General features: G+C 64.1%; 16 protein-coding genes. 8 read left to right on the forward strand and 8 right to left on the reverse strand.

Annotated features, from left to right (window positions below):
* Positions 1 to 106 precede the first annotated feature (106 nt).
* Positions 107 to 1,111, forward strand: a complete 1,005-nt coding sequence (locus HG718_RS09340) for an NAD(P)H-dependent flavin oxidoreductase (RefSeq protein ID WP_160587318.1) — start codon at positions 107 to 109, stop codon at positions 1,109 to 1,111.
* Between the two features lie 103 nt (positions 1,112 to 1,214).
* On the opposite strand, the gene HG718_RS09345 is transcribed toward HG718_RS09340, so the two are convergent.
* On the reverse strand, positions 1,215 to 2,240 hold the full coding sequence (locus HG718_RS09345) for an SDR family NAD(P)-dependent oxidoreductase (RefSeq protein WP_244617668.1): 1,026 nt from the start codon (positions 2,238 to 2,240) through the stop codon (positions 1,215 to 1,217).
* 105 nt (positions 2,241 to 2,345) lie between these two features.
* Here HG718_RS09345 and HG718_RS09350 point away from each other — a divergent pair, with 105 nt between their 5' ends.
* Together HG718_RS09350 and HG718_RS09355 are read left to right on the forward strand one after the other, a co-directional pair.
* The gene (locus tag HG718_RS09350; RefSeq protein ID WP_160587317.1) at positions 2,346 to 3,269 is read left to right on the forward strand and encodes a LysR family transcriptional regulator; all 924 of its coding nucleotides are present in this window, start codon (positions 2,346 to 2,348) and stop codon (positions 3,267 to 3,269) included.
* 72 nt (positions 3,270 to 3,341) lie between these two features.
* The gene (locus HG718_RS09355) at positions 3,342 to 4,586 is read left to right on the forward strand and encodes an acyl-CoA dehydrogenase (RefSeq protein WP_160587316.1); all 1,245 of its coding nucleotides are present in this window, start codon (positions 3,342 to 3,344) and stop codon (positions 4,584 to 4,586) included.
* A gap of 4 nt (positions 4,587 to 4,590) precedes the next feature.
* Here the strand turns inward: HG718_RS09355 and HG718_RS09360 are convergent, their stop codons facing one another.
* The 5 genes from HG718_RS09360 to HG718_RS09380 all read right to left on the reverse strand — a co-directional run bounded on the left by HG718_RS09360 (position 4,591) and on the right by HG718_RS09380 (position 11,037).
* Positions 4,591 to 5,613 (reverse strand): MraY family glycosyltransferase, encoded by a 1,023-nt coding sequence (locus HG718_RS09360; RefSeq protein ID WP_160587315.1) that lies wholly within the window; start codon positions 5,611 to 5,613, stop codon positions 4,591 to 4,593.
* Positions 5,613 to 6,893 (reverse strand): O-antigen ligase family protein, encoded by a 1,281-nt coding sequence (locus HG718_RS09365; protein ID WP_160587314.1) that lies wholly within the window; start codon positions 6,891 to 6,893, stop codon positions 5,613 to 5,615. The genes HG718_RS09360 and HG718_RS09365 overlap by 1 nt, the downstream gene beginning before the upstream one ends.
* 111 nt (positions 6,894 to 7,004) lie before the next feature.
* Positions 7,005 to 8,447, reverse strand: a complete 1,443-nt coding sequence (locus HG718_RS09370; RefSeq protein ID WP_160587313.1) for an aldehyde dehydrogenase family protein — start codon at positions 8,445 to 8,447, stop codon at positions 7,005 to 7,007.
* An 82-nt stretch (positions 8,448 to 8,529) separates the two neighbouring features.
* Positions 8,530 to 10,182 carry an acetolactate synthase large subunit gene (locus HG718_RS09375; protein ID WP_160587312.1) on the reverse strand — a complete coding sequence of 551 codons (1,653 nt, stop codon included), beginning with the start codon at positions 10,180 to 10,182 and terminating at the stop codon, positions 8,530 to 8,532.
* A gap of 318 nt (positions 10,183 to 10,500) precedes the next feature.
* Entirely contained in the window at positions 10,501 to 11,037 is a 537-nt protein-coding gene (locus HG718_RS09380; protein ID WP_160587311.1) for a PAS domain-containing protein, read from the reverse strand.
* Between the two features lie 280 nt (positions 11,038 to 11,317).
* On the opposite strand from HG718_RS09380, the gene HG718_RS09385 reads away from it, so the two are divergent.
* Positions 11,318 to 12,301, forward strand: coding sequence for a S1C family serine protease (locus HG718_RS09385; protein ID WP_160587310.1), 984 nt, complete (start codon positions 11,318 to 11,320; stop codon positions 12,299 to 12,301).
* A 29-nt stretch (positions 12,302 to 12,330) separates the two neighbouring features.
* On the opposite strand, the gene moaA is transcribed toward HG718_RS09385, so the two are convergent.
* The gene (gene moaA / locus HG718_RS09390; RefSeq protein ID WP_373868331.1) at positions 12,331 to 13,344 is read right to left on the reverse strand and encodes a GTP 3',8-cyclase MoaA; all 1,014 of its coding nucleotides are present in this window, start codon (positions 13,342 to 13,344) and stop codon (positions 12,331 to 12,333) included.
* 279 nt (positions 13,345 to 13,623) lie between these two features.
* Here moaA and HG718_RS09395 point away from each other — a divergent pair, with 279 nt between their 5' ends.
* Together HG718_RS09395 and mobA are read left to right on the forward strand one after the other, a co-directional pair.
* Positions 13,624 to 14,178, forward strand: coding sequence for a TetR/AcrR family transcriptional regulator (locus HG718_RS09395; RefSeq protein WP_160587308.1), 555 nt, complete (start codon positions 13,624 to 13,626; stop codon positions 14,176 to 14,178).
* Positions 14,175 to 14,774 carry a molybdenum cofactor guanylyltransferase gene (gene mobA / locus HG718_RS09400; RefSeq protein WP_160587307.1) on the forward strand — a complete coding sequence of 200 codons (600 nt, stop codon included), beginning with the start codon at positions 14,175 to 14,177 and terminating at the stop codon, positions 14,772 to 14,774. Before HG718_RS09395 ends, mobA begins: the two co-directional genes overlap by 4 nt.
* On the opposite strand, the gene HG718_RS09405 is transcribed toward mobA, so the two are convergent.
* Positions 14,771 to 16,585 carry a flavin-containing monooxygenase gene (locus tag HG718_RS09405; protein WP_205345654.1) on the reverse strand — a complete coding sequence of 605 codons (1,815 nt, stop codon included), beginning with the start codon at positions 16,583 to 16,585 and terminating at the stop codon, positions 14,771 to 14,773. The two genes, mobA and HG718_RS09405, sit on opposite strands and share 4 nt — an antisense overlap.
* Before the next feature lie 255 nt (positions 16,586 to 16,840).
* Between HG718_RS09405 and HG718_RS09410 the strand changes: the two genes are divergently transcribed.
* A complete protein-coding gene (locus HG718_RS09410; protein WP_160587306.1) occupies positions 16,841 to 17,218 on the forward strand; it encodes a hypothetical protein in 378 nt (125 codons plus the stop codon).
* Positions 17,219 to 17,373: 155 nt separating this feature from the next.
* Positions 17,374 to 19,035, forward strand: coding sequence for a Na/Pi cotransporter family protein (locus HG718_RS09415; protein WP_160587305.1), 1,662 nt, complete (start codon positions 17,374 to 17,376; stop codon positions 19,033 to 19,035).
* The last annotated feature ends 22 nt before the right edge of the window (positions 19,036 to 19,057 follow it).

The raw sequence follows: 19,057 nt of genomic DNA on the forward strand, positions 1-19,057 counted from the left end.
GCTGGGATACTGTTCATCCATGAACTGGACAAGTGGGGCCTGCGGGCCAAATATCCTGCAAAGACTTTCGGGCCGATGTGCCCTCTTTTGATCCTGGAGAGACCCCATGGCCATTCCTGCCCATATCCGTGACAACCTGCGGATGCCGGTGATCGGCTCGCCGCTGTTCATCGTGTCCGGCCCTGAACTCGTCATTGCGCAGTGCAAGGCGGGCATTATCGGCTCCTTCCCGGCGCTCAATGCGCGTCCGGCGGAAGTGCTGGAAGAGTGGATCGTCCGTATCAAGACGGAACTGGCGGAGTACCAGGCCGCCAACCCGGACAAGAAGGTGGCGCCGTTTGCCGTCAACCAGATCTGTCATTCGTCGAATGACCGTCTCGAGCACGACATGGAGATCTGCAAGAAGCACGAAGTGCCGATCATCATCACGTCGCTGCGTCCGCCGGCCTTCGTGGTGGAAGCCGCGCATTCCTATGGCGGCGTGGTCTATCACGACGTGATCAATGTGAAGCACGCCAAGAAGGCTGCCGAGCAGGGTGTGGACGGGCTGATCCTTGTGTGCGCCGGTGCCGGTGGCCATGCAGGCACGCTGTCGCCATTTGCGCTGGTGCGCGAGGTGAAGGAATGGTTCGACGGCACGGTCATCCTGTCGGGCGCCATGTCGGACGGGGCGTCGATTGCCGGTGCGCTCGCCATGGGTGCTGACTTTGCCTATATGGGCACGCGCTTCATCGCCACGCAGGAAGCCAATGCGGACCCGGCCTACAAGGAATCGCTGATCAAGCACGCGGCGGAAGACATCGTCTATTCCAACCTGTTCACCGGTGTGCACGGCAACTACCTGGCGCCGTCCATCGTGGATGCGGGCATGGACCCGAACAATCTGCCGGAAGCGGACAAGTCGAAGATGAATTTCGGCTCAGGCGGCAACACCAAGTCGAAGGCCTGGAAGGACATCTGGGGCTCTGGTCAGGGCATCGGCACCATTGAGGATGCCCCCGCCGTGGGCGAGCTGATTGACCGGCTGGAAGAACAGTTCCGCGATGCGGTGAACGACTTCAATGGCCGCCTTATCGGCGATGCCGCTGCGACCAAGGCAGCCGCGGAATAATCTTCACGACATTCAGGGGCCTGTGGCTGCGCATGGCAGCCACAGGCCTTTGTTCTGAGACGCCGCAGGGCAAGGCGCCGCTCGAAGAAACAGAGCATCCGCCCTACTCCGCCGCCGGGATGCGGGCCGCACGCGGCAGCGTTTCATCCGCCGGGACACAGTCCAGTTCCTCGAGCACCTGACGCAGGCCGGTGACCACCGGTGTGTGCGGCTCTACCCCGAGGAATGCCACAAGCTTCGCATTGTCGAGGCGCATGGGCCGCTGCCAGAGATAGCGCATCTCCAGCATCTCGCGGAATGTCTCCTCCACCGGTGACAGGAGCCGGATCAGCCACCAGGGAAAGCGGCGGATCGGCAGGGTGTCGTCACCCGCTGCCGCCCGTGTCGCATGGGCGAGATCGATGCCGTTCTCAAACCAGTAGCCATTGAAGTGGAAGCGGGCGAAGAGGGGCAGCTCCTCCCGCCGCGCGATGAGCTGCGCAAACGTCTCAGCAACGTCTGGCAGATAGGCCCAGGCATGGCCCACCTCGTGCCTGCCCGGATAGGTGATCTTGCGCAGCGGCTTGCCCGGGGTGACGACGCCCTGGGCGAACCAGTTGTTCGCCACCGTGCCGCCGATGAAATCCCCCGCCCGCACGATCAGGACCGGGATACCCTCGACGGACGCCTGGTGGAGGCGGTTTTCCATCTGTACCCGGAGCTTTCCCTTGCGGGTGACAGGGTTCTGAGGCGCGTCCTCCGCGACCACCGCGCCTGCATCGGGCCCGTAATTGTAGACCGTGCCCGGAAACACGATGCGGGCCTTGTGAGCCCTGGCAGCGGCGATGGTGCTCTCGAGCATGGGCAGGACGCGACCCCGCCAATTGCGGTAGCCGGGCGGGTTGACGCCGTGGAAGATCAGCTCCGCGCCCTCGGCGGCCCGCATCACGTCGGCACTGCGCATGGCATCGCCCCTGACCCAGTCCACACCGGTGAGGCCGGGGGTACGGGCTGCCTTGCGGGGCTTGCGGGCCATGGCGCGGACGCGCCACCCCTGCTTCACCAGCGCTGCCGCCACCGCGCTGCCAATGCCGCCACTTGCCCCGAGCACAAGCGCCAGCGGGGCCGTCTGTTCCGTCATCATTGTCATGGTCATCTCCCGTCATCATCGATGGATGAAAGATGGGCTATGTCCTGACGCATATAAATTCGCGATAATCGGTTCTTATCTATTCAATTATGTATATCATGAGGCATGTCATCCGACCCCAAACTTCCGCAGAGCGGCATCTCCGGCACAGGGCCCGGCTGGGAGATGTACCGCTCCTTCCTGGCGGTAATCCGCGAAGGCAGCCTGTCCGGCGCAGCGCGGGCGCTGGGGCTTACCCAGCCGACCATCGGCCGCCACATGGATGCGCTGGAGGCAGCGCTCGGGGTGCCGCTGTTCACAAGATCACGATCCGGGCTGACGCCGACGGAGGGTGCGCTGGCGCTGGTGCCCCATGCGGAAGCGATGGCGAGTGCCGCGGCGGCACTGGAACGGGCAGCGTCGGGGGACGCTGAAGAAGACCGGGGCACGGTGCGGCTGACCGCAAGCGAGATGATCGGCACGGAAGTGCTGCCGCCGATCCTTACCCGTTTCCGGGCGCAGCATCCGCGCATTGATCTGGAACTGGTGATTTCCAACCGTAATCAGGACCTGCTGCGGAGGGACGCGGATATCGCCATCCGCATGACCCGACCGACACAGACGGCGCTTGTTGCCAAAAAGGCGGGCAGCGTGGCGCTGGGCCTGCACGCCCATCCCCAGTATGCGGCCCGGCACGGGCTGCCCGAGCGTGTTGAGGATGTGTTCCGCCACCCGGTCATCGGATTTGACCGGGCCCCGTCGATCCGCGATCCGGGCCAGCTCAATCTGCCTCTCAACCGGGACATGTTCGCCTTCCGGGCGGATAGCGACTACACGCAATATGCGATGCTGAAGGCCGGCTATGGCATCGGCATCTGCCAATATCCCCTTGGCCGGCGGGACGGGCTCATTGCCTTTCTGCCGGATGCGCTAGATTTCGCGCTGGATATATGGATCGTGATGCATGAAGACCTGCGCACCAGCCGCCGCATGCGCCTGATGTTCGACCATCTGGCGGACGACCTGACGGCCTATTGCCGCAAAGGCTGATACGGCTGAGAGCCTTGTTGCCCCTACGGCAACAGGCTAGTGTCCGCGCCTCACATCTGACGGAGTAAGAGAATGTCCGAAGCCATCAAGCTTGGTGCGGCCGACAAGCCGTTTGACCCGTCGCCGGAAGCCTCCGCGCCGTTTTCCTGGGAAGACCCGTTCTACCTGGAAGACCAGCTGACGGAAGACGAGCGCATGGTCCGCGACAGCGCCAAGGCCTATTGCCAGGACAAGCTGATGCCGCGGGTGCGCGAGGCGAACCGCAACGAAGTATTTCACCGCGAGATCATGAACGAGATGGGCGAGTTGGGCCTGCTCGGCTCGACGATCCCGGAAGCCTATGGCTGCGCGGGACTCAATTATGTCTCCTACGGGCTGATCGCCCGCGAGGTGGAAGGCGTCGACTCCGGTTACCGCTCGGCGATGAGTGTGCAGTCATCGCTTGTGATGCACCCGATCTATGCCTACGGCACCGAAGAGCAGCGGATGAAATATCTGCCGAAGCTCGCCACCGGCGAATGGGTCGGCTGCTTCGGCCTCACGGAACCGGATCACGGGTCTGACCCCGGCGGGATGGTGACGCGCGCGAAGCCGGTGGATGGCGGCTACATCCTCAACGGCGCGAAGATGTGGATCACCAATTCACCGATCGCCGACCTTGCCGTTGTGTGGGCGAAGCTCGCCGACGACAACGGCAAGGACACGATCCGCGGCTTCGTGGTCGAGCGCGGCTTTGAGGGCTTCGAGACGCCGAAGATCGAGGGCAAGTTCTCGCTGCGCGCGTCGATCACCGGCGAGATCGTGCTGAGCGATGTGTTCGTGCCGGCGGAAAACCTGCTGCCGAATGTGGAAGGCCTCAAGGGGCCGTTCGGCTGCCTTAACCGCGCGCGCTACGGCATTGCCTGGGGTGCCATGGGGGCTGCGGAATTCTGCTGGCATCAGGCCCGTCAGTACACGGTGGACCGCAAGCAGTTCGGCCGCCCGCTGGCGCAGACGCAGCTGATCCAGAAGAAACTCGCCGACATGCAGACGGAGATTTCACTCGGACTGCAGGCAGCGCTGCGCGTCGGCCGGCTGTTCGACGAAAAGCGCGCCGCCCCGCCGATGATCTCGCTCATCAAGCGCAACAATTGCGGCAAGGCGCTGGATATCGCGCGGCAGGCGCGTGACATGCATGGCGGCAATGGCGTGTCGGACGAGTATCACGTGATCCGCCACGTGATGAACCTGGAAGCGGTCAACACCTATGAGGGCACCCACGACGTGCACGCCCTCATTCTGGGTCGGGCGCAGACGGGGCTTCAGGCGTTCTTCTAGGCCGTCAGGCTGACGGGATTTCTTCGTCGTCGCGCCCTGCGCCGAGCAGGAACGCGGCGGCGAAGGCGACTGTCCAGGTGATGCCGAGGATGAGCCAGCCATTCTCCGGGTGATGCGTGGCCTTGAGGGCCAGGGGCAGCATGGCCCCCAGCGACAGGGCCCAGAAGGCCAGCACCACCGGCTGGTGCCCGCCCCAGCGGCGGGACAGGCGCTGATAGACGTGAGCGCGGTGGGCGCCGAAGAGATCCCTGTACAGAATGACCCGCATGGCGCGCGTGACGGTGGCGTCGGCGATGAAGGGGGTCATCAGAATGCCCCAGGCCCACAGGCTGACGCTGTCTGACGTCGCGATGGCGACAGTGCCCGTGACAAGGCCGATGAAGCCCGACGAGACATCGCCCATGAAGATGCGGGCAGGCGGCCAGTTGAACATAAGAAAGCCGAGGGCAGCCGCGCCCAGCAGGATGAGAAAGGCGCCAGCGCCCGCCTCACCTGCGCCGATCAGCATGGCGCCGCCCGCAGCCCCCACGAACAGCGTATGACTGCCGGCAAGGCCGTCGATCCCGTCCATGAAATTGGTGAGGTTGATGAGCCAGCCGAGGGCGATGACGGCAAGGATGGTGCCTGCGAGGCCGGGCACAAATATTGTGCCGCCCACCGGCACCGGCGGGATGCCACCGATGACAAGAACGGCAAAACACGCGGCCGCCAGCTGCGCGATGAGGCGCGGCAGGGCCGGCAGGTTGAGCCGGTCATCCAGGAAGCCGACAAGGGCGACGAGCCCCCCTGCCCCTGCCAGTGCAAGTGCCAGGCTGTCAGCGACGTGGCCGCCATGCCAGAGGACCCACAGGCCCGCAAACGCCGACAGGACAATGGCGATGCCGCCGCCACGGGGTGTCGGCACCGTGTGGGAGCTGCGCTCATTGGGCACATCAAGCTGACGGGTGCTGGCCCAGACGAGCACCACGGCAACGAGGTTGAGCGACAGGGTGATGATCGCAAGGGCGGCGAGAAAGGCGTTGTGCATCAGCTTGAGCCTTCCTGCCGGACCAGGATCAGCAGCATGGCGACGATCATGCCCAGGGTGGCGATCCACCAGAACTGCCAGACCCCATAGCTGAGATGCAGCATGGCTACCGCCGACGCCCAGCCGCCCATGAGGCTTGCGCGAAGAAGCAGACCCTGCGCCTGCCGCCAGATCATCTGTGTGAGGATGAACAGCAGGACCGCATACAGAAGCGCGCCGATGCCGCCCAGCTCCAGCCATATCTGGATGGCAGCATTGTGCGGGTGCAGCGGCAGGGCTTCGAAGCGGATGGCGCTGTCGGCGCCGAGCACCGGCAGGTCAACACCGCCACGGCCGATGATGCGGGATGCCTCGATGCCATAGCCGGTCACGGGCTCCCGCGCGATGAGGGCGGCGGCGTTGTCCCAGATGGCGAGCCTGTGAATGATGCTGGGGTCAGCACTCTTCACGCTGTCCCCCACGCTTGCATAGAGGCGCTCTGCCATGAAGGGGGCTGCGATGACGGCTGCTGCGAGAAGCGCTGCAAGTGCGGGTGCCGTGAGCTTGCTGCGGCTCACGGCGGGAATGAGCGTGATGCCGGCGATGACCAGCCCGCCAGCCATGGCGAGAAGCGGCGTCTGTGCCGGGGACAGGGCAATGGCCACGCAGCCAAGGGCGAAGACGGCAAGAGCGCCTGTCTTGCGCTGCGCGTGCCACAGCCAGCCGGCGAAGGGGAGCAGGATGATGCCGGTGACGGACGCCAGATGGGTGAGCCGGTTGGCGAGATAGCCGTTGGTGCTGTAGTGCAGCCCCGGCTCCTGCGCGGCAAGGGGCGGGATCGCCTGGCCATACACCTCGCCATTGAAGAGATAGCGGGCGGCGCGGAGGATCTGCATGTCGAACAGGGTTTCGACAAAGAGCAGCCCGATCATCAGCAGAAAGGATGCGACGATGCCGGTGCGTGCCAGCGTGCGGCTTGAGACGGGCAGCGCGGCGAAAGCTGCGGGCAGCAGGGCAGCTGCGGCAATCATCAGGGCGATGCGCAGCGCGCGCTCCAGACCTTCCGCGCCTGCGATGGACCAGGCGGATGACAGGAGCAGCCACACGAGAAAGGCTGCGAGCACCGTATAGGCGGGCTGGGCGCGCAATGTGGCGGCAAGCTGCCGCCAGTCGGCCGCCACGAGCGCTGTCAGCAGCATCAGGCCTGCGGCGATGGGCGGGGCTTTTTCAAGCAGCAGCAGAATGACAGCCAGCAGCACGCTGAGGGTCAGCAGGCCATATCCCGCAGTCTTTTCGCGCAATCTGCCTCTCCCCGCTTGCCCCCATGGACCAGGCGCATCCGGAAGGACGACGCCCGCGCCCCGGCTGATTACCGGAGCGCGGGCGTGTCTGCAACCAGTGAGGTGCGCGGCCTATGAGGGGTCGCGGATCACCAGGAGGCGGGTTTCGGTCATGTCCTCGATGGCCCAGCGGATGCCCTCGCGACCGAGGCCTGAATCCTTCACGCCGCCATAGGGCATGTGGTCGACACGCCAGGACGGCACGTCACCGACGACCACGCCGCCGACATCAAGAATGTCCCAGGCCTGCATGGTCTTGTAGAGGTCGCGGGTGAAAACGCCCGCCTGAAGGCCATAGCGGCTGTCATTGACCTTGTGCAGGGCGGCTTCGAAATCGTCAAAGCGCGACAGCACGGCCAGTGGGCCGAAAGCTTCCTCCCGCACGGCATCGCAGCCGTCGGGTACATCTTCCATGATGGTGGCCTGCAGCATCTTGCCGTCGAGCTTGCCGCCGGTGAGGATTTTGGCGCCCTTTTCTTCGGCGTCCTTGATCCAGCCATGCAGCCGCTCGGCTTCCTTTTCGGAGATCATCGGGCCGATGAAGGTGTCTTCGTCGTGGGGGTTCCCTGCCTTCAACTTCGAGGCGGCCTCGACGAAGCGGGCCTTGAAGTCGTCATAGACCTTCTCGTGCACCAGGATGCGCTGGACGCCGATGCAGCTCTGGCCTGACTGGTAGAAGGCGCCGAAGATCATCCGCTCCACGGCGTCTTCAAGATCGGCATCCTCATCGACGATGCAGGCCGCGTTGCCGCCGAGTTCGAGGATCACCGGCTTGCGGCCGGCCTTGGCCTTGAGGTCCCAGCCGACTTCCGCAGAGCCGGTGAAGCTGAGGAGCTTGAGGCGGTCATCCTCGGTGAACAGGCGGGCACCGTCGCGGCGGCAGGGCAGAATGGAGAACGCGCCCTTGGGCAGATCGGTTTCCGCCAGCGTCTCGCCGATGATCAGCGCGCCGATGGGCGTGAGGCTCGCAGGCTTGAGAATGAAGGGGCAGCCGGCTGCCAGCGCCGGGGCCACCTTGTGGGCGGCCAGGTTGAGCGGAAAGTTGAAGGGCGAGATGAAGGAGCACGGGCCGATGGGCACGCGCTTCCACATGCCGCGATAGCCTGACGCGCGCTCGGCATTGTCCAGCGGCATCACTTCGCCATAGATGCGCTCGGCCTCACCTGCGGCGATGCGGAAGGTCTCGATAAGGCGGGTGACCTCGCCGCGCGCGTCCTTGATGGGCTTGCCAGCTTCGATGCACAGGGCACGGGCAAGCTCTTCCTGCCGCTCGGTAAAGCGCTTCACGCAATGGTCGAGGATCTCGCGGCGCTCATAGGCTTTCATCTTCGCCATGGGTTCAGCCGCCTCGACAGCTGCGGCAATGGCTTCATCAATCGCCGCCTCATCGGCAAGCGCGACGCGGGTGGCGACCTCACCGGTATATTTGTCTTCCACCTCGAGATCGGTGTTGGGCTGGCGGGGCTCGTTTGCCAGGTAATAGGGGTATTCGCTCTTCAGGCTGTGCTCTGACATCTGCGTCTCCTTGTTGCCGTTGGGACGTGGCGGCGCCGGAGGATTGTCCGGCCCGGACAGGACGGGGTCTGACGGCGGGGCGTCAGATGTTGACGTCGATCTGTCCGAGGCGCTGGGTGAGGAGGGCGTTTTCCCGGTAGTCGATGGGAATAACCACGAGAGAAGGCCCCTTGTGCGCGAGGGCATCTGCGAGTGCTCCCTTCAGGTCACGAGCATTGGCGACATACTGGCCGTGCCAGCCGAAAGCATCGGCCAGCTTGAGCCAATCCGGATTGGTGAAACTCAGATTGGTATGGCGGTTGAACTCATTGTCCTGCTTCCAGGAGATGAGGCCGTAGCCGCCGTCCTCCCACACCATGACGGTGATGTCGGAGTTCATGCGGCTGGCGGTCTCCATTTCCTGCACGTTCATCATGAAATCCCCATCGCCAGCGATGGCGAAGATCTTGCGGTCCGGTGCCACCATGTGGGCGGCAATGGCCCCCGGCAGCGGCATGCCCATGGAGCAGAAGCCGTTGGGGATGAGGCAGGTATTGGGTTCATGACACTGGAAATGGCGGGCGATCCACATCTTGTGGGCGCCGACGCCGGACAGGAGGATGTCGTCCTTGCCCAGGGCCTGGCGCACATCCCACAGGGCCTTCTGCGGGCGGATTGCGCCTTCGGTGTCGTCGCTCGCGTGAAGCTCAAGCTCCTCCTTCATCCGGTGACGGATCTTGCGCTGGGGCTCAAGGTCGAAGTCGAGCTGATCCTTGAAGCGCCAGACGCGCTCGTTGAGCATCCACAGGGAATGCGCCACGTCCCCTACCAACTCGCAGGTGGGGTGATAGTTCCGGTCGATCTCCGCGGGGAGGAAATCGATATGGATGATGTCCTTCTTGCCGCCCGGGTTCCACAGATGCGGGTGGTACTCCACCATGTCATAGCCGAGGGTGATGATGAGGTCGGCATCCTCGATGGCGAGCGAGCCGATATCCCGCTGGCCGAGGCCGATGGTGTAGAGGCAATAATCCGCATCCATATCAACGGCGCCCTTGCCCATGAAGGTGGAGAGCACGCCGATGCCGGTGCGCTCACACAGGGTGCGCAGCTGGGACGAGGCGCGCTTCCGGATCGCGCCGTTGCCGGCAATGATCAGCGGCCGCTTGGCGTTGCGCAGCATGTCGAAGGCGCGGTCGGCGATCTTGTCGTCAGGGCCGGGGCGCCGGAAGCGGCGCGGTTCCATGGGCGCGCGGTCGGTTTCGTGCTTGGCCACGTCTTCGGGCAATTCCACCAGCACGGCACCGGGCTTTTCGGTGCGGGCCACGCGCACGGCCTTGCGGATGATCTCAGGGATCGCGTCGGCGTGGTGGACTGAATAGGCCCATTTGGTGACCGGCTCATACATGCCGACCACGTCCATGATCTGGTGGCTTTCCTTGTGCTGGCGGGCGGTGGCGCCCTGCCCGGTCAGCACCAGCATGGGCGCGCGGTCCATGTTCGCATCGGCGACGCCGGTGATGAGGTTGGTGGCACCGGGGCCAAGCGTGCCCAGACAGCCTGCGGGGTTGCCGGTGAGGCGGCCATAGACTTCCGCCATGAAGGCTGCGCCCTGCTCATGCCGGGTGAGGATGAACTGGATCGACGAGTTTTCGAGCGACATCATGAAGTCGGCATTTTCCTCGCCGGGCACGCCGAAGATGTGGGTGATGCCCTCTTCTTCCAGGCAGCGGACAAAAAGGTCTGATGCTTTCATGGTGGTTCTTCTTTCTTCTGTCGGAGCCGCCGGGGCCAGGGAGACGCGCTCATCCGCGAGGTGGGGACCCACGGAATGCGAGACAGACACTGCCGATGTGCCCTCAGGCACAGCACCATCAGGCACGGGCGCCCAGTCCGGCGCCGCCATGGGAGACGATGGGTCGTTATCCAACCTAGGTCGGGAATGCGGGCGGCCAAACAGCCAGCGCAGCAAAGACATCACCCAGCCCGTCTCCAGCGCAGCAGAGAACCTGTCTGCAAGGCTAGATTGACAGCCCGGCGGTCACTTTCAAGTCACCGATTTGTGGCTGCGGTGTCAGAAACGGTAGCAGCCCCGCTGGGAAGCTCGGTGGGCATTGCTGACTGAGCCGCCGAGATCTTCCGTCGGCGCCATTTCCTCGGTGATCTCACGGATCGAGCCGAGCACACGGGTGATCGTGCCGTCGTCGCCGAGGAAGGGCAGCCAGAGATTTTCGGATGTCACCTGATAGCCCGAGGTCGTGGACCACTGGGTCTGGGATGCGCCAACCAGCTTCTCCGACACAAGCTGCTCCCAATAGGACGCGATATCCGCGCTTTCATCGGCTGGATAGAGCGTGAGCAGGTTTTCGCCGGTGGGGTCGAGGCCCAGCCGCCGCACAAGCTCGCTGCCGAAGGTGCGGATCAGCGCCACGCCCGGCGCCGTGGGTTCGAGCATGACGGTGTATGGAAGGAAGGCCGGGATGGCCATCGGGTCAAAATGTGATCGCCGGGGCAATGGCTCGCTGCCCCTCAGGGCGATCCAGTGGTCCAGCAATTTCTGATTATCAGGCGACAGCAAGGCCGGCGCCGCATTCTCGATCGGATACACCATACAGACTTTGAAACTAAAACTGCCCCTCACGCGGTCCCGCGGCACCCTGCCAAGGCTCCCGGACCGCCCCCTGCGGGAAGAGACTCACTTCCCACGCGCAGCATAGCTTATTCCAGCTCGAATTAACCGACTCTTGCGCAGGGAATTGCGCCGGTGTGATTTTGCTGAGATGTGATGCTGCTATGCCGGGTTTGCGGTTGTGGTTGTCACCCGACCGCCCTGCCGACAAACTCGACATCGGAACCGGGATCATTTCCGCCTTGTGGATGGAGGACTTGCGTTGGGTCTGTTCTCGCCGCGCAACAGAGCAAAGAAACCGCGCCGCCGTAACGGCAATCCGCTGGACGCCTACAGCCAGGCAGTGGCGGATGCCGCTGATGCCGTCACCGGCTCGGTGGTGCATCTGCAGGTGGAGGGCAAGCCCACGCCGATGGGCCAGGCCACCGGCTCGGGTTCAGGCTTCATCTTCACGCCGGACGGCTATGCGCTGACCAACAGCCATGTGGTGAACGGCGCGCGGGTGCTGAAGGCGATCTACCGGGACGGGACGGAAGCCGAGGCGGAGGTGGTGGGCGCTGATCCGGACACGGACATTGCCATCGTGCGGCTGCCCGGCAAGCATCGCGAATGGGCTGAGCTGGGCGACAGCTCGGCCCTGCGGCAGGGGCAATTGGTGATCGCGATCGGTAATCCGCTGGGGTTTGACTGCACGGTGACGACCGGGGTAATTTCAGCGCTCGGCCGGTCCCTGCGCAGCCAGTCCGGCCGGTTGATCGACGACGTATTGCAGACGGATGCCCCGCTGAACCCGGGCAACTCAGGCGGGCCGCTGGTGACGCCGGACGGGCTTGTCGTGGGCATCAACACCGCCGTCATTGCTGGGGCGCAGGGGCTGTGTTTCGCCATCGCGTCCAACACGGCGAAATATGTGGTGGGGGAAATCCTCAAATACGGCAAGGTACGGCGGAGCTATCTGGGCCTGGGGGCGCAGACCATCGAACTGCCGCAGCGCCTGCGGCGGGAACTCAAGCGCAAGACCATGGGCGCAATCCGCGTGGCGCAGATGGAAGCCGGCACGCCGGCGGCCCAGGCCGGGCTCGCGCCCGGCGACATCATCCTGTCCTTTGGCGGGCAGGAAGTGGGCGGCGTGGATGATCTGCACCGGCTGCTGACGGCGGAGCAACTGGGCAAGAAGGCGCGGCTTGAGGTCTATCGCGAGGGCAGCGTCATCACGCTCACGGCCATTCCCGGCGGGCGGGACTGACACTCACACTCTGGTCAGCCGCCTTCCGGTCAGCCACCGGTGACGGACATGTGGCGCGGTACGGCAGGTGCGCTGCCGGGGCGGTCGATCACGAAATCATGGCCCTTGGGCTTGCGGCTGATCGCTTCGTCAATTGCTGCGATCAGTGCTTCATCAGACCCCGGATTATCCCGCATGACCGCCCGCAGATCCGCCTTGTCCTCCTGGCCGAGGCACATATAGAGCTGGCCGGTACAGGTGAGGCGGACGCGGTTGCAGCCTTCGCAGAAATTGTGGGTGAGCGGTGTGATGAAGCCGAGCTGACCGCCGGTTTCCTCGACCTTCACATAGCGCGCGGGGCCACCCGTACGGTGGGCCAGCGGCGTCAGCGTCCAGCGGCTTTCAAGGTTTTCGCGGACCACGCTCAGCGGCAGATACTGATCGAACCGGTCATCGCTGATCTCGCCCATGGGCATGGCTTCGATGATGGTGATGTCGTGGCCGTGGCCGTGAGCCCATTCGACCATTGCTGGCAGTTCGCCCGCATTGTCCTGCTTCAGGGCCACCGCGTTGATCTTGATGCGCATGCCTTCAGCAGTTGCGGCCTTGATGCCATCCAGCACCTTGGCAAGGTCACCGCCACGGGTGATGCGGGCATATTTGTCCGGATCAAGACTATCGATAGAGACATTGAGACGGCGGACACCGGCACTCGCCAGGCGGGGTGCGAATTTTTCAAGCAGGGTGCCATTGGTGGTGAGGGTCAGTTCATCCAGCGCGCCACTGTCGAGATGGCGGGACATGGCTTCGATGAAGCTCATGACATCGCGGCGGACGAGCGGCTCACCGCCGGTGATGCGCAGCTTGCGGATGCCCTTGTCGATGAACGCGGTGGCGAGCCTGTCCAGCTCCTCCAGCGTCAGCAATTCGCGCTTCGGCAGGAAGGTCATCTTCTCGGCCATGCAGTAGGTGCAGCGCAGGTCGCACCGGTCCGTGACGGACAGGCGCAGATAGGTGACGCTGCGGCCGAACGGATCAATCACGCTTCCCTGCCCTTTCCTGATTTCGGCGCGCCTGAGGTGACATACGCCTCGCCAATCTTCCACTCTCAAGCAAGCCTAGCATAGGTCTCATCGCATGATTGTGAGATGCCCCATGCCTCCGGTCGCGGACCGGCCGCGGAAACGGGCCTGCCGGACCTGTGGCGCGCAGGGCAGATCAGCAAACTTATTTACATACATTCATGCATGTTTCTTCCATCCTATCTGCGTGCGTGGTAGAAAAACAAGATGGTTCAGGAGAAAAAACCCGGGCGCCGGTCCCAGGCGGCGAGATCGAGCGAGATGCGCCGGAAGCTGCTGGACGCCACGATCAGCAGCCTGATTGACCACGGCTATGCGCGGACGACCACGGTTGAGATATGCCGCCGGGCGGGAGTGACGCGGGGGGCACTGCTGCATCATTTCAAGGATTTGCCGGACGTGCTGGCAGCGGCCATGAGCGATGCCTATGAGCGCTTCTTCGTGCCCATCGAGGACACTCCCCAATTCGAGAAGCTGAGCGACTGGCTTGATTTTGCCTGGAGCAAGATCAGCCGTCCGGAGTTCAAGGCGGTGATTGAAGTGTGGCTGGCGGCGCGCAACGACCCGAAACTGGGCGACGGGTTATGGCTGGCGATTGCGGCCTACAAGAAGGTTTTCACGATCAGCGAGAATTCCGCCCTGCGCGACAGGATCGGCTCGAGCGCGGAGGCGGAAGCGTTTTACCGGATGGCGGGGGAGACGATGATCGGCATGGCGCTGGGGCGGGCCACCACGCCCGGCGGCAAGGCGCTGGACCACGAAGACATGGTGATCGACCAGTTACGCAAACTGGCTGACGAGGTGCCCGTCGCATGACATTGCCTGTGTCCCCCTCCCCGTCCGTTGCGGGGGTCATCTTTGCCGGAGGCGCCAGCCGCCGCTTCGGCTGCGACAAGGCGGCTGAACTGCTGAACGGGCGGATGATGATCGCTCAGGTGGCGTCGCGGCTGGCGTGGCAGGTGCGGATGCTGGCCCTGGCCGGGGCAAGGACCGATTACGGTCTTGCCCTGCCCTGCCTTGATGACGCCCCACACAAGGATAAGGGACCGCTGGCCGGGCTGGCGTCGGCCATGCGCTGGGCGCGGGCGGAGGGCTACACCCACGTCCTCACCGCGCCCTGCGACGTGCCGAAACTGCCGATGAACCTGCTGACCCTGCTGGGCCCGCCGGACGACGCACCGCATGTGCTTGCGGTTGATGACCGGCTGGAAGCGGCCTGCGCTCTTTGGCCCGTGGGGCTCGCCACGCAGGTAGAGGCGCAGCTGACCGGCGACGGCAAGCTGTCACTGACCCGGGCGCTTTTGGATGGCAAGGCCGTCGTCCGGCATGTGACGGCCAGGGACCTTGACGGGTCCTTTGCCAATATCAATACGCCGGACGATCTGGACCAGCTGAAGATGCCTAACGGTTAGGCGATCTCCAGCCCGTCGAGTTTGCCTGCCTTGCGCCAGTCTTCGAGAATCTCGAAATATTTGACCGACCCTGCGCCGTAGGACGCGTTCTGTTCGCTGCGGTCGGCAGGCTTGCCTTCATTGTTGTAATAGCCGGGGGTGCATTCCTCGAGGAACTTCCGCCGCAGGGCGGCATTGTCGATGATGGTCTGCACCCAGCCGCTCTCAGCCTCTTCCGTAGGCTGAACGATCCGGGCCTGGCGCTTGCGCGCTTCATCAATGACATAGGAAATGTGCACGGCCTGCTCGAGCAGCAGATGCGGGTAATTGGCGGTGAACCCGGCCTGGGCAGGCCCCATGATGAAGACATTGGGGAAGTCGCGCACATTCATGCCGTAAAGCGTGCGCATGCCGTCTGCCCATTTCTGCGACAGGGTGAGGCCGCCCCGGCCCTTGAGGTCGTAGCCTGCGCGGCGGGTGTAGTCGGTGCCCACCTCGAAACCCGTGGCGTAGATCAGGCAATCGACCTTGTACTCCTTGCCATTGGCCCAGACGGCATCCTCGGTGATCTTGTCCACGCCCTGGCCCTGGGTATCCACCAGCTCAACATTGGGGCGGTTGAAGGCGGCCAGGTAATCATCGTGGAAGCAGGGGCGCTTGCAGAACTGGCGGTACCAGGGCTTGAGCGCCTCAGCCGTTGCCGGGTCCTTGATCACCTCGTCCACGCGGGCGCGGACCTGTTCCATCTTCTTGAAGTCAGCGAGCTCGGCGAGGTCGGCCAGTTCCTTCGGCGACAGGTTCTTGTTGTCGCCCTGGCTGGCGATGAACAGGAGGTTGCGGATGATGTCGGTCCAGCCGTCATTCACCAGGTCTTCGCTGGCGAAGCCGCCGGAGACGAGAATGTTGAAATTCTCCATGCGGTGCTTGTGCCAGCCCGGCTCGAGGGTCTTTGCCCAGTCGTAATCGGTCGGGCGGTCGTTACGCACATCAATGGAGGACGGCGTGCGCTGGAAGACGTAGAGCTGCTTTGCGCCTGCGGCCAGATGGGGGACGCACTGCACCGCCGTTGCGCCGGTGCCGATGATGCCCACGGTCTTGTCGGCCAGCCTGTCGAGCCCGCCTTCCGGGCCGCCGCCGGTATAGTCATAGTCCCAGCGGCTGGTGTGGAAGGAATGCCCCTTGAAGCTTTCCACGCCCTTGATGCCGGGCAGCTTGGGCCGGTGCAGCGGGCCATTGGACATGACGACGAAATGCGCCCGCATCCGGTCGCCGCGATTGGTCTCGATCACCCAGCGGGACGCGTCCTCATCCCACCACATATCGGTGACTTCGGTCTGCAGGCAGGCATTGTCATAGAGATCATATTTGCGGGCGATGCGGCGGCTGTGGTCGAGGATCTCCGCGGCGCGGGAATATTTGCGCTCGGGCATGAAGCCCGTTTCCTCGAGCAGCGGCAGATAGACATAGCTTTCAATGTCGCAGGCGGCACCGGGATAGCGGTTCCAGTACCAGGTGCCGCCGAAATCTCCGCCCTTCTCGATCATGCGCAGGTTCTTGACGCCGGCCTTGCGCAGCTCGGCACCTGCGAGCAGGCCGCCGAAGCCGCCGCCGATCACCGCGACATCCACCTCGTCGGTCAGCGGGGCGCGGTCGAGGGGCGCATCGACATAGGGGTCTTCGACATAGTGGGCAAGATCACCGGTAACTTCCCGGTACTGATCATTGCCGTCTGTCCGCAGGCGCTTGTCGCGCTCGGCGCGGTACTTCTCGCGCAGGGCATCGGCGTCAAAGTCGATGCCGGCGGCGGTCCTGCTGTCATCAGCCATGCTCATGAAATGTCCTTCCCTGACGGTATTCTGATTTTTTGTCAGTGAAAGCGTATCACCGGCGTGCGGAATTGCCAGCACATTTGGCCGCGGCGGCGGAAAGCCGCTGAATCCGGGGCCTTTGGGCCTGTCGCGACCGGACTTCCATTGCCGGAAACGGGTTTTGACGCGGCGCGCCGGAACCTTTTGGGCGGCTTGGGGGTTTCATTCCCGGATTTACACTCAAGAGGAGTGGGCCGGTGCAACGGCCCAGATGGACACATGAAGTATGGCAAGATTGTTCTGGCCGCCGCCCTGATGACCGGCGTTGCTGCCTGTGACGTTGACGTTGAAGAGGAAGGCGAAATGCCCGAGGTCAATCTCGAGGGCGAAACGCGCCTGCCGGATGTCGATGTGAGTGTTGAAGGCGGCAATGTGCCGGACGTGGAAGTGGAAGGCGAACTGCGCGCCCCGGAAATCGAGGTGGAGACGCCTGACGTCGAGATCGGCACCCAGGAAACTACCGTCCCGGTTCCGGAAGTGACGACCACGGAAGAAGAAATCACGCTTCCGGATGTCGACATCGAGATGCCGGACGATGAGCCGGACGGTCAGGACCCCGCGGCGGTCGACAACGACGCTGAGACCGAAGTCAATTAATCAGCGCCCGCGACCCCGATACTGATCGGGACAGATATGAGAAGGCCCCGCCCGGATATCCGGACGGGGCCTTTGTCATGCGTGACGTAACGTCCGACGCCGGATTGATCCAGTTCAGTGATGCACTCAGTGCGGCGTGATACTCTGGCCGCATCATGACACTGGAACTCATGGCCGCGATTGCGGGTGTCGGACTTTTCCTGCTCGGCATGGTCATCTTCACCGAAGGTCTGCGGGAGCTTGCCGCCGAAGGGCTGCGCAAGATGCTGATCCGTTTCACGGACACGCCGACCAAGGGCGCCATGGCGGGTGCTGTGGCAACGGCTGTCATCCAGTCCTCCAGCGCCACCACGGTGACTGCCGTCGGCTTTGTCGGTGCGGGGCTCATCACATTCTCGCAGGGGCTGGGCATCATCTTCGGGGCCAATCTCGGCACCACGATCACCGGCTGGATGGTGGCGCTGCTGGGCTTCAAGTTTCAGCTCGGGCTGTTTGCCATGGCGCTGCTGCCCATCGGCGTGCTGATGAGGCTGTTTGCCAAGGGACGGGCGCGGCAGGCGGGCTGGGCGCTGGCAGGGTTCAGCCTGCTGTTTCTCGGTATCGACGCCATGCAGCAGGGCATGGCCGGGCTTGAAGGCGAACTGACGCCGACGGATTTTCCCGGCGACACGTTCTTCGGCCGCCTGCAGCTTGTGGGCATCGGCATTCTGATCACGCTGGTTACGCAATCCTCAAGCGCGGGCGTGGCGACGGCTTTGGTGGCGCTGAATGCGGGGGCCATCTCCCTGCCCCAGGCTGCCGCCCTGGTGATCGGCATGGATATCGGCACGACGGTGACGGCGGCGCTGGCGACCATCGGCGGCGGCACGGAGACCCGGCGTACGGGGTTTGCCCATGTCATCTACAATCTGATGACCGGCATCTTCGCCTTCATCGTGCTGGTGCCATTCTCCCATGCGGCGACCGGCTGGCTGGCGGCGGACCCGTCCCGTTCAGCGGAAGTGGCGCTGGTGGCATTTCACAGCTTCTTCAACCTGGCCGGGGTGATCGTGGTGCTGCCCTTTGCGGGGGCGTTTGCCCGGCTGATCATCTGGCTGTTCCCCGAACAGGGGCCGCAACTGACGCGGCGGCTGGAGCCGAAGCTGCACCAGGACCCGGCGGCGGCTGTGGATGCTGCCATTGCGACGACGCGGGCGGTCTATGTGCGGACGCTGGCGAGCCTGCGGCCCTGGCTGCTGCGCCCGTCGACCACCCATGCGCAGCCGGTTCTGTCCGAGGGGCGGTTTGACGAGTTCGGCAAGGCCATCGAGGCCACGGCCCTGTATCTGACCAATGTGCGCGCGACGCCGGATCAGCCGGCAGCCTATCTCCGTTATCTCGCCGCCATCCACGCGCTCGATCACCTGCAACGGCTGGTGCACCGGTGCCGGCAGGACGACCGGCTCTTGCAGCTGCACCGGGAAAAGAACCTGTCGCGCTTCAGCCACATGGCGGGCCGCGTGTTCAAGCGGGCGGTGCGGCGGCCCTATGACGCGCGCAATGAGGCGCTGCTGCGCTTGCTGGAGCGGAGGCTGATCGACGCCCACCGACCCTACCGTGCGCGGATCATCGAAAGTGCTGCGGCGCGGGAGACGGGTGCGGCCGACGCAGTTGCCTGCCTCGACAGCATTCGCTGGCTTGAACGGGTGACCCATCACGTGCTGCGGATCGAACATCACCTGACCGCTGCCCATGCCACTACAAAGAACCAGCCTGCGAGTGTTCTGCCGCAGGCCGGGGCGCAAAACAAAACCGCCGGGGCAGCGCGATCATCCTGATACGGATGACCATGCGTCCCCG

Origin of the sequence: Pyruvatibacter mobilis, assembly GCF_012848855.1 — a bacterium.
Taxonomy (GTDB): Bacteria; Pseudomonadota; Alphaproteobacteria; order CGMCC-115125; family CGMCC-115125; genus Pyruvatibacter; species Pyruvatibacter mobilis.

Bases quoted from the DNA above. Each gene is read 5' to 3' on its own strand.
- HG718_RS09395 (WP_160587308.1), top strand. From the start codon at position 13,624: ATGCGCCGGAAGCTGCTGGACGCCACGATCAGCAGCCTGATTGACCAC.
- HG718_RS09375 (WP_160587312.1), bottom strand. From the start codon at position 10,182: ATGAAAGCATCAGACCTTTTTGTCCGCTGCCTGGAAGAAGAGGGCATC.
- HG718_RS09405 (WP_205345654.1), bottom strand. From the start codon at position 16,585: ATGAGCATGGCTGATGACAGCAGGACCGCCGCCGGCATCGACTTTGAC.
- mobA (WP_160587307.1), top strand. From the start codon at position 14,175: ATGACATTGCCTGTGTCCCCCTCCCCGTCCGTTGCGGGGGTCATCTTT.
- HG718_RS09380 (WP_160587311.1), bottom strand. From the start codon at position 11,037: ATGGTGTATCCGATCGAGAATGCGGCGCCGGCCTTGCTGTCGCCTGAT.
- HG718_RS09350 (WP_160587317.1), top strand. From the start codon at position 2,346: ATGTCATCCGACCCCAAACTTCCGCAGAGCGGCATCTCCGGCACAGGG.
- HG718_RS09370 (WP_160587313.1), bottom strand. From the start codon at position 8,447: ATGTCAGAGCACAGCCTGAAGAGCGAATACCCCTATTACCTGGCAAAC.
- HG718_RS09355 (WP_160587316.1), top strand. From the start codon at position 3,342: ATGTCCGAAGCCATCAAGCTTGGTGCGGCCGACAAGCCGTTTGACCCG.
- HG718_RS09410 (WP_160587306.1), top strand. From the start codon at position 16,841: ATGAAGTATGGCAAGATTGTTCTGGCCGCCGCCCTGATGACCGGCGTT.
- HG718_RS09340 (WP_160587318.1), top strand. From the start codon at position 107: ATGGCCATTCCTGCCCATATCCGTGACAACCTGCGGATGCCGGTGATC.
- HG718_RS09360 (WP_160587315.1), bottom strand. From the start codon at position 5,613: ATGCACAACGCCTTTCTCGCCGCCCTTGCGATCATCACCCTGTCGCTC.
- HG718_RS09345 (WP_244617668.1), bottom strand. From the start codon at position 2,240: ATGACAATGATGACGGAACAGACGGCCCCGCTGGCGCTTGTGCTCGGG.
- HG718_RS09415 (WP_160587305.1), top strand. From the start codon at position 17,374: ATGACACTGGAACTCATGGCCGCGATTGCGGGTGTCGGACTTTTCCTG.